This is a genomic window from Bacillus gaemokensis (assembly GCF_001590835.1).
In the GTDB taxonomy this organism is placed as follows: Bacteria; Bacillota; Bacilli; order Bacillales; family Bacillaceae_G; genus Bacillus_A; species Bacillus_A gaemokensis.
In genome coordinates this window covers 56,855-73,520 of the sequence record NZ_LTAQ01000003.1, presented here as the reverse complement: position 1 = coordinate 73,520, position 16,666 = coordinate 56,855, and the positions used below count along the sequence as shown (strand labels likewise).

14 protein-coding genes and 1 pseudogene are annotated in these 16,666 nt (G+C 33.7%); 10 read left to right on the top strand and 5 right to left on the bottom strand.

Annotation, left to right across the window (positions count from 1 at the left end; genetic code table 11):
- Positions 1-44: 44 nt before the first annotated feature.
- The 5 genes and pseudogenes from AZF08_RS06810 to AZF08_RS06790 form a co-directional block, all read left to right on the top strand.
- Entirely contained in the window at positions 45-824 is a 780-nt protein-coding gene (locus tag AZF08_RS06810) for a DUF2935 domain-containing protein (RefSeq protein ID WP_033674634.1), read from the top strand.
- Between the two features lie 197 nt (positions 825-1,021).
- A complete protein-coding gene (locus tag AZF08_RS06805) occupies positions 1,022-1,579 on the top strand; it encodes a spore coat protein (protein WP_033674635.1) in 558 nt (185 codons plus the stop codon).
- Positions 1,580-1,972: 393 nt separating this feature from the next.
- Positions 1,973-2,254 (top strand): YkvA family protein, encoded by a 282-nt coding sequence (locus tag AZF08_RS06800; protein WP_033674636.1) that lies wholly within the window; start codon positions 1,973-1,975, stop codon positions 2,252-2,254.
- An 11-nt stretch (positions 2,255-2,265) separates the two neighbouring features.
- Entirely contained in the window at positions 2,266-2,871 is a 606-nt protein-coding gene (locus AZF08_RS06795; RefSeq protein ID WP_033674637.1) for a DedA family protein, read from the top strand.
- Between the two features lie 386 nt (positions 2,872-3,257).
- Positions 3,258-5,654 (top strand): annotated as a pseudogene (locus AZF08_RS06790) (LamG-like jellyroll fold domain-containing protein); the annotation flags it as partial.
- Positions 5,655-6,182: 528 nt separating this feature from the next.
- Here the strand turns inward: AZF08_RS06790 and AZF08_RS06785 are convergent.
- The 5 genes from AZF08_RS06785 to AZF08_RS06770 form a co-directional block, all read right to left on the bottom strand.
- Positions 6,183-7,430, bottom strand: coding sequence for a DUF4153 domain-containing protein (locus tag AZF08_RS06785; protein ID WP_033674638.1), 1,248 nt, complete (start codon positions 7,428-7,430; stop codon positions 6,183-6,185).
- 47 nt (positions 7,431-7,477) lie between these two features.
- Positions 7,478-7,693, bottom strand: a complete 216-nt coding sequence (locus AZF08_RS06780) for a helix-turn-helix domain-containing protein (RefSeq protein WP_033674639.1) — start codon at positions 7,691-7,693, stop codon at positions 7,478-7,480.
- Between the two features lie 11 nt (positions 7,694-7,704).
- A complete protein-coding gene (locus tag AZF08_RS06775) occupies positions 7,705-8,187 on the bottom strand; it encodes a DUF2975 domain-containing protein (protein ID WP_018392447.1) in 483 nt (160 codons plus the stop codon).
- Positions 8,188-9,180: 993 nt separating this feature from the next.
- Positions 9,181-9,339 carry a hypothetical protein gene (locus AZF08_RS32120; protein WP_156029075.1) on the bottom strand — a complete coding sequence of 53 codons (159 nt, stop codon included), beginning with the start codon at positions 9,337-9,339 and terminating at the stop codon, positions 9,181-9,183.
- Between the two features lie 132 nt (positions 9,340-9,471).
- Positions 9,472-10,017, bottom strand: coding sequence for a cupin domain-containing protein (locus AZF08_RS06770; protein WP_033674641.1), 546 nt, complete (start codon positions 10,015-10,017; stop codon positions 9,472-9,474).
- 160 nt (positions 10,018-10,177) lie between these two features.
- Here AZF08_RS06770 and AZF08_RS06765 point away from each other — a divergent pair, with 160 nt between their 5' ends.
- The 5 genes from AZF08_RS06765 (at position 10,178) to nheB (ending at position 16,463) form a co-directional block, all read left to right on the top strand.
- Positions 10,178-11,533, top strand: coding sequence for a D-serine ammonia-lyase (locus tag AZF08_RS06765; RefSeq protein WP_033674642.1), 1,356 nt, complete (start codon positions 10,178-10,180; stop codon positions 11,531-11,533).
- Between the two features lie 249 nt (positions 11,534-11,782).
- Positions 11,783-12,496: a response regulator transcription factor gene (locus AZF08_RS06760; RefSeq protein WP_033674643.1), complete on the top strand. Its 714-nt coding sequence runs from the start codon at positions 11,783-11,785 to the stop codon at positions 12,494-12,496.
- Positions 12,493-13,548 carry a sensor histidine kinase gene (locus AZF08_RS06755; RefSeq protein WP_033674644.1) on the top strand — a complete coding sequence of 352 codons (1,056 nt, stop codon included), beginning with the start codon at positions 12,493-12,495 and terminating at the stop codon, positions 13,546-13,548. Before AZF08_RS06760 ends, AZF08_RS06755 begins: the two co-directional genes overlap by 4 nt.
- A gap of 490 nt (positions 13,549-14,038) precedes the next feature.
- Entirely contained in the window at positions 14,039-15,199 is a 1,161-nt protein-coding gene (gene nheA, locus AZF08_RS06750; RefSeq protein ID WP_033674645.1) for a non-hemolytic enterotoxin subunit A, read from the top strand.
- Positions 15,200-15,254: 55 nt separating this feature from the next.
- Positions 15,255-16,463, top strand: a complete 1,209-nt coding sequence (gene nheB, locus AZF08_RS06745; RefSeq protein WP_033674646.1) for a non-hemolytic enterotoxin subunit B — start codon at positions 15,255-15,257, stop codon at positions 16,461-16,463.
- Positions 16,464-16,666 lie beyond the last annotated feature (203 nt).

Genomic DNA, 16,666 nt, shown 5'->3' with positions numbered 1-16,666 from the left:
CGGGATAAAACTATGAAATACATACTACAAGGGGGAGATGCAGGATGGATAGAATTTATGAAGAAAGCGCATTATTTGAACATAAATTTTGGCTCAAAGTTCTTGGAGATCATGCACAGTTTCTTTTAGATGCTTTAGCTCCAAAAGAGACAGAAGATATTCAGAGGGCTATATATTTTGTAGAAAAATTTGATGGACTTTTAAGTCGTATTCATACGGTTCATTTAGTCGCATTTGCGAAAGATGCCAAACAAGGGGCGGAGGAAATTAGACAATTTAAGTTGAGTATTATACAAAAGCAATTGGAAGGGAAAATAGGTATCCACTTTACCCCAACTTTTATTAATCATATGGTAAATGAAGTAGAAGAGTATATAACGGTGTTAGAATTTTTAATAAAAGGAGAAGTGCCACCTATTTTTCATGAATTACATTACCATCTTGCTTGGTTAACGGATGCGGCTGGTCATGCTGCTTCGATTTCAGGTGGATTGGATCCTGTAGAGAAACGATTGAAAGAGAAGAGTGAGATGTACGCCAAACATTTTGAGCAGTTTTATTTAAAAGCTGTTGAAATGACGGGATATTTACGTACAGAACTTAAGAATTTTCCGGCTTTAAAGAAGTTTACGAAAGATGTTTCATTGGAATTGAATTTATTTTCACATTTTCTTCATGAAGTAGAAGAATTAGAACTATCCGAGCAAGTATTAAGTGCATTATCTGCGAGAATGGCAGACCATATGGCAAGAGAGGAGTGCTACTATTTATTAAAACTAGCACAAGCATCTGGACTAGAAATACCAAAGTGTACCCCCTTTTAAAAACAGACAAAAAGCCACAATCATGTGGCTTTTTGTTGTTTTACTTGTTCAATACTAGCATTGAATGTTTCCGTAATGTTTATGATGTTTGTGGTAGGAGATATGGTTGCGCTTTTTCTTGTTGTTCAAATTTTTCTTCTATTATTTTTTAGTTTTGGGAGAGACTAAAAAGAAGTTTTGAAAAGGGGGATTCGTAAATGCAATTAGCTACACATGAATTACGTGATTTAAGTGAACTGATCATTGGTTGCTACAATACAATTAATACAATGTCTACATATATACAACAAGCACAGGATGCTGAGTTGAAACAAATGTTACAGAAGCATTTTCCTCTTCACGTACAGGATTATAATTTGAAGGTGGAATTTATACAAAGTGAGTCAACTCCTGATATCTCAAAGTTTCAGCCGTCTAAATTAAAACCAGTATTAGTCTCTTATATAGAAGCTCCTTCACAAAAATATTTACCAGTTACACCAAGTATGACTGCACAGGCTCCTAGTGATCGAGCAATTGCAACAGGATATTTACTCAATCAAAAGTCTTCTGCATTCAATTATGCAGGTTCTTTATTAGAGTGTGGAAACCCAGATTTAAGAACATTTTTAGAAAATGCCTTTTTAAATAGTAGTCGCCATGCTTATGATATTTGGCAGTATATGGTGAAGAAAGGATATTATCAATTATCACCAGCACCACATTCTGAAATACAGGCAATAGGTAGTATGTATCAACCTGTTGCAATAAAGTGAAACTTCCATCAATGGGGTTTTCTTCATTCCCCACTGATGGTTAGCCTTCACCAATCGGGCTTTTACGGGCAGTTATCCTCCACCTATCTTCCTTGCTTCTCTCTGAATCTTGAGGTGGGGTCTTACTGCCCGCGAATAGAGGGATAATCGAAAAAAGATTGACAAGTTCTATTAAATATTTTAAGGTGAGTGTATAAAATTGTGTATATAAAGGGGAGTAACTTATTACAATAAAGTCGTCATTACAGGGAGAAACCCTCGGCTTTATTGGCAACGTTCTGTTGTTAGTGAGACCTTTACCAGCAATGGTAAAGGCCCCTTATTGTCTTTTTTAGGACCCTTCCCATATTTGGTAAGGGTCCTTTTTGTACATAAAGGAAGGAGTTATGAAGAGTGAAAAAATTTATAAACAGATTTCGATTTATGCTTCATTTCCGTCGTTTTGGACCATTTTTATATGATTTTTTTACGTCGAAAGAAGTTCCAATGCGAAAAAAGGTGTTATCCATTGGTTTTTTAATAGGATATGTTGTATTCCCATTCGATTTGATTCCTGATTTTTTTCTGTTTTTTGGAGTATTAGATGATATTGCTGTAGTGGCATTTATTTTGCAACAAATTGTAAAAATGGCCCCGCCGCATTTACAAGAAAAATATGATTTAAATAAGGGATAGGAGTTGAAGAGATGGAGCAATTTATTCTAGATGTAATCGAGTATTTGAAGCAATTTTCTTATTTTGGAGTTATTGCGGCTTTAACGTTCGAGTTTATTCCAGCGGAAATTGTTTTGCCCCTTGTTGGGTATTGGGTATATGAAGGAGATATGAACTTTTGGCTAGCCGTATTGGCTGGAACAATTGGAGGGACGACAGGACCGCTGACTTTATATGCCCTTGGTTATTATGGTGGGCGACCTTTATTAATAAAGTACGGGAAATATTTCTTTATAAAAGAAGAACAAATCCAAAAAGCAGATCATTTCTTTGCAAAATATGGTCCGGTTGTAGCCTTTGTTGGGAGGTTTATTCCTGGAATTCGAACGCTTATTTCAGTTCCATGCGGTATAGCGAAAATGAATCTTTGGCAGTTTAGCATATATACATTTGTGGCAATGCTACCATTAACGACGTTATATGTATATGTAGGAATGAAGTTAGGACCTCATTGGAATAAAGCTGGAGGTGTCGTGGAACAGTACATGTTGCCAATACTAGGAGTCGTTTGTTTTGCTGTGGTAGGTATTCTAATCTATAAATTTATGAAAAAAAGAAATAAAACAGAGTCTATATAGGTTATTTGTTTAGCTATGTATTTTCTGAAAATAGATGAATGATACAAGAAAAAAGATTGAAAGGACATACACATATAGGGGCTAAGAGAGGGGAAAACTATGCCTTGTGAGTACTCAGGTGCAGCTTTAATCAGTGGGGGACTTCATCTCCCACTGATTATTAGCCCTCACTAATCGGGATAAAAAAGAAAATACAAAGAATGACGTGGTTTTTGTTTAGAGAAAGTGATTGTTTTCATGTAATTATACTATTAATGTGGGAATTTACATGAAAATGACTGTATATTTACAAAAGTGAAATATATTTCATTGTTCATTTAAACGAGATTAATATGTGTTAGTTACAATAATCCTTGTACGAAATTAAGCATACGAGGAGGATTTACGTGAGTAGGAATGTTTTGCGAAAAGTAAGAGGTCTTATAGGTTTATTAACTATTTTTATTTTAGCGCTTGTATCATTTCCATGGAATGCTTCTGCTCAAACAGAAGAGAAGAAAGAAGAGAAAAAGCCAGAGGAGAAAAAATTAGTCTTTCCGGTTGTGAGTGATGTACATATTAAAAATAGTGGAACGGATGATACGTTTCGTTGGAAGCGAGCGATTGAACAGTTTAATACACTTGCTCCGAAACAAGATGCATTTGTTATCGTTGGTGATTTTACAGACTCAGGATCGACGCAGCAATACGATCGTTTCATGCAAGTCTATAATCAAAATGCCAATAAAGATGCAGTGAGAATGAATTCACTTGGAAATCATGATTATTGGAATGGTTTATCTGTAGAAGGTGCACAAAAACGCTTTTTAGAAAAAACGGGAATGGAATCAATTTATTATCATAAAGTAGTGAAAGGATATCATTTTCTTGTTATGTCCCCAGAAGATGGGACAACACATGGGTATTATTCTGATAAGCAAATTAATTGGCTGAAAGAAGAAGTTGCGAAAGCAAAAAATGATGATCCAGAAAAACCGATTTTTGTATTTTTACACCAACATATTAAAGAGACAGTGTATGGTAGCCACGAGTGGGGAACGAAAGATAGTGCGAAAATTAATGCTGTATTAAAAGATTACCCACAAGCAATTACATTTTCAGGTCATTCTCACTATCCGTTAGATGATCCAAGATCGATTCATCAAAAGGACTTTACATCTGTTGGAACATCATCTGTAAGTTATATGGAAGTAGAAGGTGGTAAAGTCCAAGGGAATATTCCGCCAGGAGCAGGCGACTTAAGTCAAGGTTTATTAGTAGAAGTAGATGATAAAGAAGTAACAATTAATCGCCGTGACTTCCATACCAATTCATGGACTGGTGAACCTTGGAAGGTGCAGCTGCCAGCAAAAAAAGAAACATTTAAACATGTGGAAGACCGTGATAAAGAAAAACCATCTTTTAAGAAAGATGCAAAATTAACAGTATCAAATGTAACTGAAAGCTCAGTAACAGCTACATTCCCACAAGCTGTAGATAATCTTCTTGTTCACTCATATCGCTTACAAGCAAGAGATAAGGAAACGGGAGAAATTAAAAATAAGCTATTAGCATTCTCGGAATTTTATCGTGATCCGGTGCCGAAAGAGCTTACGTTTACATTAGCTGGATTAGATGGTGGAAAAACATATACGCTAGAAGCAGTTGCGATAGACTCGTTCGGTAACGAAAGTGAGCAACCATTACAAGCTGAAGTAACGACAAAGAAAGACGTCATTGATCCAAATGTAAAAGCACCAAAAGCGGATGTATTTGACGTTAATTTCTTAGATGGTACGTTTAAAGATTATTCACCATTTGGAACAAAAGGTGATGTGAAAGGAAATGTACCAATTGAATATGATAAAGCATTGAAAAAACATGTAATGAAATTAAATGGTGAAGCGAATACATTTGGTTACATCCCATTTTCTGCAGCACAAAAAGAAAAAGTAGCAAATACATTTACATTAGAAACGGTATTTTCGATGAATGAAATCCGCGGTCAAGGTATTTTACAAAATACCGAAAGTGGCGGAATTGGATTTGAATCTACAGGAAATGGATATGTGGAATTATGGGCTCACATTGGTGGAAGTTATAAACGTGTTGGAGTTCAATTAGAAGCAAATAAAACATATCATCTAACAGGAACGTATAACGGAAATGAAGTAGCGATTTATGTAGATGGTAAAAAAGTTAATAGTCAACCAGCGACAGGAAAAGTGTATCATCCAAATGTACCATTTGCGATTGGGGCAGATCCAACGAGCAATGGAAATGGTGGCATTCCATTACATGGGCAAGTTGCGCTTGCAAAATTATACAGTAAAGGATTAACTTCATCAGAAGTATTAGCGTCGTACAATGAATTTTCAAATCGTACAAAGTTAGAAGAATTAAATGTATTAAATGAAGAAATCGGAAAAGCAAAGGAAACATTGGCAGTTTCTTATGAATTTGGTGAAAAGCCAGGACAATATTCAAAAGAGGCATATGCAGAGTTAGAAACAAGTTATAATGGTGCAAAGAAAGTGTTTGAAAACATGACAGTTACAGGAGAACAAGCAATTCAAACCTATCATGATTTGAAAACAGCACATCAAACATTTGTACAATCAAAAGTAGTAGAACAAACTCCAGATCCAAAACCGGAGTCGGCAAAAGAAAAATTACAGAAAACGATTGATGCAGCAAAAGCTTTATTAACCAAAGTACAAGTTGGAAATAAGGCAGGTCAATATCAAGAGGGTCCGGTAAAAGCATTAGAGAAAAAAATTACAGTAGCTGAATCAGTGGTGAAAGTGTAAAATGACAATAAAGTTATTTAATTTTAAAAGCTCAAACAAGCATAACCCCGTTCTAAATTTAGGACGGGGTTAAAAATATAGTTGTTTAATTTTTGATGTAAGATACTTCACTACACTAAAAAATATAACAATAAAGTCGTTTGAAAATCTAAGTTTTATTCAACAATCGCGCCCGATTATTAAAGATCATTATTCAAATCTTATTGAAGAAAAGCTCCCTTTAGTGTAAGTACATCTTTTCACATTTAATCTAAATCAAACTCAAACTTAAAACCTGCAAGTTTAGCTTATCAAATACGTTTCATGAAGTCCTTTTTCGTTGGGCACATGAAACTGGACATATTTTAAAGAATCCAATTGCAACAATATATTATGTCTTCTAGTTTGAATACCCTCTTTTTAACTTTAGTAATAAAAATAAGCCAAAACTATGCAACTCTGTATAAAAAGCTGCATAATATCGGCTCTAAGGATTTTATACGTTATAGAAGATTAGCTTTTCGTTACATTAACAGAGCCTTTCTAATTAAAAATTATAGGAAAAGTAAATGTAACGAAAGCTGCCCAAAGTCCGTAGACCGGCAAATACTTAGTAACGGCATCTTGGATAGTTGAAGGTCCGGATTTGTTTTGTAGAAAACGCATATAGGAGAGCATAATCCAAATTAGATTTGCCCAGATAAGTATGTTTACTCCTAAAACAGCAAGTCTATTAGGCGTAATCCCATAAGAAGAAAGTCTGAACACGATGGCTGACAAAGCCACACTGTCAATGATAAGCGCAAGAACAATTAAGGCAAAATTTATATAATCTGAAATGTTCTTTTTTTCGTCTGAGTCGCTCTCGGTAATGGAAAATATGGTAACGGCCAATACACCAAGGAGTATTCCGTTGAAGACTATCAGGAAATTGCGGTCCAAGAATGGATTTTTTCCGACCCATATAACCGTTATAAGATAGACCAACAATGTGACCAGGACAAGAGGACTAAAAATTTTAGCTATATATGGTGTAATATTCTTAGCAAGTTTAAGATTCATTGATACCAGGTATGCAGCCACAATAGCGAGAGCGGCAGCACCAAATAAAACGACATTACTAAAATAGAAGTCTTCTATATCCAAGCCAACAAAGCTAAATAACTGCATGGTTAATGCTGCTAGTACCATTCCGCTAACTGCCATGCTGGCGTAGAGAATACAATATTCCAAATTAAATTTAATAAAGGCTAATCTTGTACTGCCTTTTGAATATTCATTTCCTGTAAATGCAAGCCCTACCAATACCCATAAGAATATGGGAAGGTGTAAATAAGCAAGGATAATACTGTCTTTATAATTTAATGGCAGCATATTAAGATAAAACCCGGAAATTAGGAACAACGCTGCAAGGGAATAAATAACACTTTTTTTCGAAGTATTATTGTAAACAAAATAGGCAGCAATAAAGGGAATTATACCAAAAGCCAGGTTAATTGGAGCAATTGCTTCCTGTTCGACAAAATGGAAAATGATCCTGGTGCTTATCCCGGCCAGAATGGCTAAAATGCCCATGAATAAGAAACCTTTTTGAAGCAAGGAAGATTTTTCTGTATTTGCCGTCTCCTTGAAATGCAATCTTTCATACCAAACGTCAAGAACCTGAGAATCAGGATTTTGTTCCCATGCGTGTGAGAATGACTTTTTAAAAGTTTTCGGGTCCTTTCTATACATTCTCTCCAGCTCATGAGGGTTAGTAATATTTTCAATAATCAAATTGTTAATGTCCATAGTTATACCTCCCCTGATAATTGTTATAGTAAGTTTCATTGATTAATTTAACTGTCTTCGTCACTTTTGTATTCTAAAATATCTCCAGGCTGACATTCTAAAGCCTTACAAATTGCCTCTAAAGTGGATAATCGAATCGCTTTTGCCTTTTCATTTTTCAATATAGAAAGGTTCGCCATAGTTATTCCAACCTTCTCCGAAAGTTCTGTTACGCTCATTTTCCTTTTTGCTAACATCACATCAATATTGATTATAATTGCCATTGTTATTCACCTCAGACCGTTAAATCATTTTCTGATTTGATATTAATTGCTTCTTGTAAAAGTTTTTGGAGAACAGCCGCAAAGACTGCGATAACCATCGAAGCAAAAGGAACAACCAATCCGACAAAGATAACTCCTGGTGCGTCGTCTACTTCCGCAAAGATATAGAAGAGAGGCCAAACTAGCACATGCAAAATACTGATTGTGATGGCACAGTATTTGATTTTCTTTAAAGCTTTTACAGATAAATCGGAGAAAGCTTTATTTTTGTCAATATAACGTAAGAGTTTGAAAGCCTGATACAAAGCAAAGTAAAAAGGTATCGCCGATGCATCAAAAGCGATGAAAACGAGATATTTTATAAAAGCAAACTCTGGAAGCAATTTTGCTGCAAGATTCGCCATCTCAGGCACCAAAAAAATACACAGAGCAAGAACTGGGACTCCTAAAAGAATAACAGCTATTTTTAAAAACAACGTTGTTACTTTTTCCATAAAAAGCACCTCACTTATTTATTCTGATTTTGATTTTAATATATATTTTATCGTTTTGCAATAAATTTTTATTAATTTGGATAACATTTTTATTGTAGGTTTTTGTTTTAAGCAAAAATAAAAAGCATTCCTCATTCAAAGAAATGCTCTATAACTTTAAAGCATTAAATTTATAACTTGTACAGCTAACCTGCCAGTTAGCTTAAGTACGTTTCTTCACAATATTCTCTATATGCTTTAACAGAAATATCTAATTTTCTTATTAAGTGTTATTCCACAAAATGGCCCGATTGTTGAATGGAATGACTCGCATTTTATTAAACAACTTTATTATTTTTTAAACGACTTTATTGTAAATTAAACAACTTTTTTGTCACTTTATAGAAAGATAAAAAAGTGAAAGATCAATATGTGGAAACAATGAATCGTACGCTGGAATCTGCGGTGCAACTTGTTGAAAAAGGGATGAATCAATAAATAAAAATGTGTCCACTTGAATAGATTGTGCTTTTTCATACTGATTACGTCCTTTTTAGAGTACTAGTATCAGTATGGAAAAGTTTTGGGGACTACTTACGGGTATTTTGAATTTTTTGCACCAGAACCCACGTGCGCTCTATGTTTGAATTCAAATTATTTAAATCAGTTATCTCTATATTGAGCGAATGGATACAATCAAGTAACAAATACTTAAAATAATAATTTTTTGAATGACTCGCATAAAATGACGTGGAATATATATTCTGCGTCATTTTTATTATAATTAATAGAATTTTTTGGTTCTTACAATGAAATTTCTTGTGTGTTAAGAAGTGTTTCATTATGGTCAATTTTACCTACTGGTAAATGATAATGGAGTCCATTTTTGTAAGTAAAAACAAAACGTAGTGATATGCAACTTTACATATCAATTAAAAACTATCTACATATTTATCTTCTCATGCTAAGATTATGCAGGTAAGTGGTAAGACCATTAGTGGACATTAGGAGACATTAAGACAAGTCGATTAAAAGAAAACCACCTATACTTCCATTTTTAGCATTAATGTTTAGTTTGATAGTAACTGTTTTTCCTACAATTTCTGCTTCTGCATTTGCTGCAAAAAACGCTTTCCTATTAATTGTTAACGGCAAGACGAAAGATTGGTTCATAAAAGCAACTGTATCACAAGACTCTGCTGATAAATGGTGTGCTGAATAAAGATGAAAAGAGAGGATCTTTCATCCAAAAGCCCCTCTCTTTCTTTTTCTATTCATTTCATAAAGCTGATTCGTGTATCTAAATTAAAACGAAGGTGGGGTAACTGAAAATAGTACAATTGCAATTTCACTAAAATTATTTTCCCATTTATGTTTTAAATTCGCTGGTATTTTTACACTATCACCAGCTTCTAATAGATATTGTTCTTCATCTAAATACAACGTAATTTTCCCTTCTAAAATGACTGCTATTTCCTCACCTCTATGTTCTAGAGGATTCTCTGACGAAGAGGTGTTTGGAGGAACATTCATAATCGCAGTTGCCAAATTACCAGTAAAATCAGGTGATAATAACTCATAAGATAAATTATCAATAATCATTTTCTTACGTTTATCGGATCTTACAATTAAATCATCGGTATTTGTTTCTTCAATAAAAAAACTAAAAGTTGGAACATCAAGGGTTTTAGCTAAGACCTTTAAGGTTTGAATAGAAGGATTCGCCAATCCTCGTTCAATTTGGCTTAACATTGAAGGTGTAATAGCAGCTAATTTTGCTAACTCACTACTACTCAATCCTTTAGCTTCTCTGTATTTTTTAACTTTCTTGCCAATGTCTATATTCTCCATGAGTTAAACTCCTTACTAACTTTTTTAATTTTATTTAAATAAATTAAATCAAATTAAAAAAGATGGGGGTTTTGTGTTAAACTGTATTAAAAATATTAAAATATATTTAATTATAATTTATTATTAAACTCGCTACAAGAAAATAAGGAGGATCAGACAAATGAGAGAGATTGAAAGTAAAAATATACAAAATTGGAAAGAGCAATATCCTCTACTAAACAAGATGATTATGTTGGAAGAAGTATTTTGGGTAAATCCTAATATTGAAAAATTTCAAACAGGGATTAAAAAATCTCCACTTACTCAAGAAGATGTAAGGGATGCAGAAGAAAGATTGAAACGTTTTGCTCCATATATTGCTAAAGTTTTCCCTGAAACAAAAGAAATGAATGGTATCATAGAGTCTCCTTTAGTGGAAATTCATTCCATGAAGCAGTCTTTAGAGCAGGAGTATCAACAACCTATACCAGGCGAGTTATTGCTAAAGTGTGATAGTCACCTTCCTATATCAGGATCTATTAAAGCAAGAGGAGGGATTTATGAAGTCCTTAAACATGCCGAAGATCTAGCTCTTAAACAAAATTTATTAACTAAACAAGATGATTATTCAATTCTAGATAGTGATAAGTTTCGTAATTTCTTTTCAAATTACTCTATTGCAGTAGGATCAACAGGAAATTTAGGACTTAGTATTGGTATCATAAGTGCAAAATTAGGGTTTAATGTAACAGTTCATATGTCTGCGGATGCAAAACAATGGAAAAAGGATTTACTTAGAAGTAAAAATGTTACGGTTATCGAGTATACAGATGATTATAGTAAGGCTGTAGAAGAAGGAAGAAAGCAAGCTGCTGAGAATCCTATGTGTTATTTCATCGATGATGAAAATTCAAGACATTTATTTTTAGGATATGGAGTAGCAGCCTCGCGTTTACAAAAACAATTAGAAGAGCTACAAGTAACAGTAGATGAAAATCATCCGTTATTTGTTTATCTTCCATGCGGGGTAGGTGGGGGACCGGGTGGAGTCGCATTTGGATTGAAATTATTGTACCAAGACCATGTACATATTTTCTTCGCAGAACCTACTCACTCTCCATGTATGCTGCTCGGTTTAATGACTGGACTTCATGATAAAGTTTCTGTCCAAGATGTTGGTATTGATAATGTGACAGATGCAGATGGACTTGCTGTAGGAAGACCATCTGGATTTGTAGGTAAAACTATAGAACCATTTTTAAGTGGTAATTATACGGTTAGCGATGAACAGTTGTACAAACTGCTAACGAAACTAGCCGATACAATAGGGATTTATTTAGAGCCTTCTGCACTAGCGGGTATGATTGGACCAGTAAAATTATGTAAAGAGGGAATGGATTATTTATCAAAGTATAATTTAAACCAAAAAATGAATAAGGGTACACATATTATTTGGGGAACAGGTGGAAGCATGGTTCCTAAAGAAGAGATGTCACAATATTATCAAAAAGGATTGAAATTAGCGCTCGAGAAATAGAATTAATTTAAATAGGGGAGTTAGCAATTAAGGGGATATCTTCCAATACGATGAGATTATAAATCAGACTCTCTGGATTAAGTATTTATTACTCGAAATATTCATGGAACATAGGGATAAAAAGCTTAGTCTAAACTAGAAATTATATTCTTTACATTCGTATAAATGGTTATGAGCATTTGTTATATAAGGGTGAATTATAGAAATATTTCTTTTGTTATTGATAAAAGAATAGAGGAGACTTTATGTATGAACAAAAGAATTGTAATTATAGAAGATGAAGATAATATTCGAGAAATATGCAGGCGGTACTTAGAAAGAGAAGGATATGAAGTATACACCGCTGTAAACGGAATAGAAGGTTGGAGTTTATTTCAGCAATATCAACCAGATATAGTTATTTTAGATTTGATGATGCCGAAAAAAGATGGTTGGGAATTATGTGAGGAGATTCGCCAACACTCTAATATTCCTATTATTATTTTGACTGCTAGGGGAGAAGAAAGAGATCGGATTTTAGGATTAACAATCGGCGCGGATGATTATGTGACAAAGCCGTTCTCACCTCGTGAATTAGTACTAAGGGTGCAAATTATATTAAGAAGAGGGAATCAAGCAACGATCCAAATGAAAGAAACTGTATCAGAAATGATAAAGTTCCCAGATTTGGAGATTTATCCGATGAAAAGACGTGTATTTGTTTGTGGACATGAAATTGAGTTAACAGTGAAAGAATTTGAGGTACTTTATATAATGGCACAACATCCAAAACAAGTATTTTCACGATCTCAACTTCTTGAACAAATTTGGGATTTTGAGTATGAAGGGTGCACAAATGCTGTAACTGTATTAATGAGTCGTCTACGTGAAAAATTGGAGAAGCATACAACAAATAACCGCTGGATTCATACAGTTTGGGGCATAGGTTATCGCTTTGAGCCAGATGGAGGAAATAAAAAATGAAATTACGTAATCAATTGCTATTGATGAACCTATTAAGTACGAGTATCATCTTAATTTCTATCTGGTATAGTGAAAGGCGAATGTTACTTAGACCAGAACAAACACGGTTATTAATAGGGATTGTAATCGTAGCATTGATTTTTTCAACCATTATTTACTGGTTAATGACACGTCCTATTATGAAATCCATTCAAAATTTAATTTCACTAACCAAACAATTTAGTGATAGACAATTTGGAACGATGTACATAATAGGGAAAGAACCAGAAGAATTTAAAGAATTAGCGACAGCTTTTCAAGAAATGGCTAAAAAATTAGAAGAAGGCTTTACTAAATTAGAAAAAGGAGAAAAAGCACGTACAGAGCTGATTGCGAATATTTCCCATGACTTACGAACCCCTATGACTAACATGCAATTGATGATAGAAGCATTACAGGATGGTTTAATTGAAAACCCTGATATGAAAATGCAGTATCTAACCACAATCCTAAATGAAATACAACGATTAAGTGGATTAATTAATGATTTGTTTGACTTTTCAAAGTTAGAACTTGGACAAGAAGTTTTTCATCCAAGTTTAACACATGTAGATAGCATTCTGTTAAAAGTACTAGATTCAAATTCTATCTTATTGAAGGACAAAGAGATTCATTTAGAATTGCACGTTTCGGATACATTGCCACGAATTTGGATTATGCCATGTAAAATAGCGCGGGTTATCAATAATTTGTTACATAATGCGATTCGGCATTCTCCTACATATGGAACAATCGAGTTGAGTGTAGAGGAAGATAAACAGAAACGGCAAGTACAATTCATTTTGCGTGATGAAGGGGAAGGGATTGCACCAAATGATCAATTACGTATATTTGAACGTTTTTTCAGAACAGACCCATCAAGAAGTTCGCAATCCGGAGGATCTGGACTCGGATTAGCCATTGTAAAATCGTTAGTCGAAATGCATAAAGGAGAAATTGGTGTTCGAGATCGTTCGGATGGGAGACGAGGATGTGAATTTTGGTTTACTCTTCCCGTTACATTAGAAAAGTAAATAGATGATTGAATAATTTTTGTAAAGAAATGCTAGTTTTTCTTGTTAGCAGATGTTTAAACGTTATGTTTGAGTAGTATTTCTTCCTATGAATTAGGTATGCTTAAGGGAAACGAGAAGATAAAAATTATAATATTGCTGAAAAAATAGAATTGGTTAAAAGAGAGTGAATTCCATCTTAAAATGGGATTCACTCTCTTTTTTAATTTAAATAAAAATCAATGAAAGTCTTTTGTAACATTTATGAAAGTAAATCGAAATATATTTATACTAAGATGAACATATCGAAAGTAATTTTATTTTAATCCGTAGTAAAAAGTATAGGCAATGTACAGTATAATTTCATCTTTTGTAATCTTATAGAAATGATGAAAAAAAGTGATTCTCGTAGTTAAATATTTAATTATCCTTGAGCCAAAATTACAAAATCTATAATTGAGGCTAACTGTATTATCAAAACATTATTCTATAATTAGTAGGAGGAATTAACATGAAAAAAACTTTAATCACAGGTTTATTGGTTACAGCGGTATCTACAAGCTGTTTCGCACCTGTAAGTGCTTTTGCAGAAAACAAGCAACCTCAATTACAACAAACAAATATTCAGAATTTCATCACCATAAATACACTTTCAAATTCGATTAGAACATTGGGATCACAGACTCCTTTAATACAAGGGTATGGATTAGTTCTATTAAAACAACCAGACTTTAAAGTAAATGCTATGAGTAGTTTAACAGCTGATCAAAGGATTGCAAGAAAACATGTTCAAGAATGGATGGATGAATATAATCCTAAACTATTCAACTTAAATCAAGAGATGATGGGATTTAGTACAAGGTTTAATAACTATTATAGTAAATTATATGAATTAGCTGGAAAAGTAAATGAAGATCCACAAGCGAAAGAAGAATTCGTAAGTGCTTACAACAGACTTCAAGACCAAGTACAAACGATTCAAGATAATATGGAAAAAACTTTAATAGACTTAAACTGGTATAAAGATGAGTTGGTTCAAGATAGTGAAAGCCTTTCTAAGAGAGCTAACACAGCAATTCAATCTTTGAATGGTTCAAATGGAGAAACTGTACAACTAAGAGCGCAAATTAAACAAATTCAAGAAGAGATTCAAAACGAACTTACAAAAATTTTAAATCGATCGAAAGAAATTATTGGAAGTTCAATTAGTATTGGAAAGCAGGCTATTGATATCAGTAAAACAGGAGCTGAATCTAAAACGATAGACTTTGCTTCTATTGAAAACCTTGGTAACGAAATTGCAAATTCTTCCGATGGTCAAGTGCGAGAAGCTAGTAATAACATTAAACAGAAACGACAACAATTAATTCCATTAATACAAAAATTATCACAAAATGAAATTCAAGCAGCTCAAATTACTCTTATTGAAGATCAAGTAGGTAGTTTTACAAATTTAATTAAGAGACAACTTAAGACTTTTGAAATTCTAGTGAAAGATTGGAAATCGTTAAATGAAACAATGACTCAAATGAAGATCAATTCTGATGCAGGTGTAACTGTTGATTCTAAAGCGTTACAAACACAATTAACTCAGCTCAAAAATTTTAGTGATGAAATGATTAAACAAACAAATCAATATGAAGAATTCGTTACAAAAGTAGAAGTAAAATAAGCTTCATATTAGAATGATGAATCATAATTCTTGAATCATATAAGGAGAGAAAAACATGACAAAAAAACCTTATAAAGTAATGGCTTTATCCACATTAATAGCGGCAATGGCAGCGGGTAATATCATGCCAACATATGCTTCTGCAGCGGAAAATACAGTAAAACCAGCTCCCATTCATGCTAATGTAACAAATGCAGCAGACAAGCATGGTGAGTATTCATTAGGGCCAGATGGTCTTAGAGATGCAATAGCGAAAACAGGGTCAAATGTATTAACAATGGACCTGTATGCTTTAACGATTCTTAAACAAGCAAATGCGAATTTTAATGGTATAACTGCCATTCAAGATTCTTTAAAAGCGCAAATCATTCAGCATCAAAATGTTGCTAGAGGAAATGCAAACCAATGGTTAGATAATCTAAAACCGCAACTCATTTCTACGAACCAAAATATTATCAATTACAGTACAAGATTTCAAAATTATTATGATACTTTAGTAGCGGCTGTAGACAAAAAGGACAAAGCCGCATTAACGGATGGACTTACAAGATTATCTAATAGTATTTCAGATAATAAAGCAGAAGTGGACAAGCTAGTGGCAGATTTGAAAGCTTTCCGCAATAAAATGACATCTGATACACAAAGTTTTAAAGACGATGCTAACCAAATCACTTCCGTTTTAGCTAGTCAAGATGCTGGGATCCCCCTTCTAGAAAAGCAAATTGCGGCAAATATGGAGAGTATTAATAAAAATAATGCAATTCTTATTGCATCATCTGTTGCAACAGCTCTAGGTCCAGTTGCCATTATAGGTGGTGTAGCCTTAATTGCTACTGGTGCAGGAGCTGGATACGGTGTTCCACTCATTATAGTCGGTATAGGTGCAACAGCAGGAGGTATTTCAGGGGTTGTTTTAGCAAAGAAAGAAATAGATAGAGCACAAGGAGAAATCCAAAGTCTAACAGGTGACATCACCAGTATGAAATTACAGGTAGTTGGATTAACGAATCTTAAACAACAAACTGAAAGTTTAACACAGACTATTGATATAGCTATTGATGCACTGCAAAATATTTCAACTCATTGGCAAACAATGGGGTCAAAATATAATAAAGTACTTCAAAATGTTAAATTTATACAACCAGAACAGCTCGGTTTTATAAAAGAAGACCTCAAGACAGCTAAAGATAGCTGGAACCAAGTTCAAAAATTGGCTGAAAATTTCCAAGATAGCGAAATTAAAGTAGCGGAAAATAAAGAGTAACTTTATCCTGAAAGTGGTTATAATGATCGGATTATCAATGTAAGAGGTATGTGATGCGAGTCTCCTGTTCAATTTAGAGCAGGAGATTTCCTATATGGTTAGTAAACTAGATAGGAATTATAGAAGAGGATAATCTTATAAACTATATTCAAATGTAGATAGATAGGGTTCAAAAGGTGCTGTATTTGCAGTAAATGATAGAA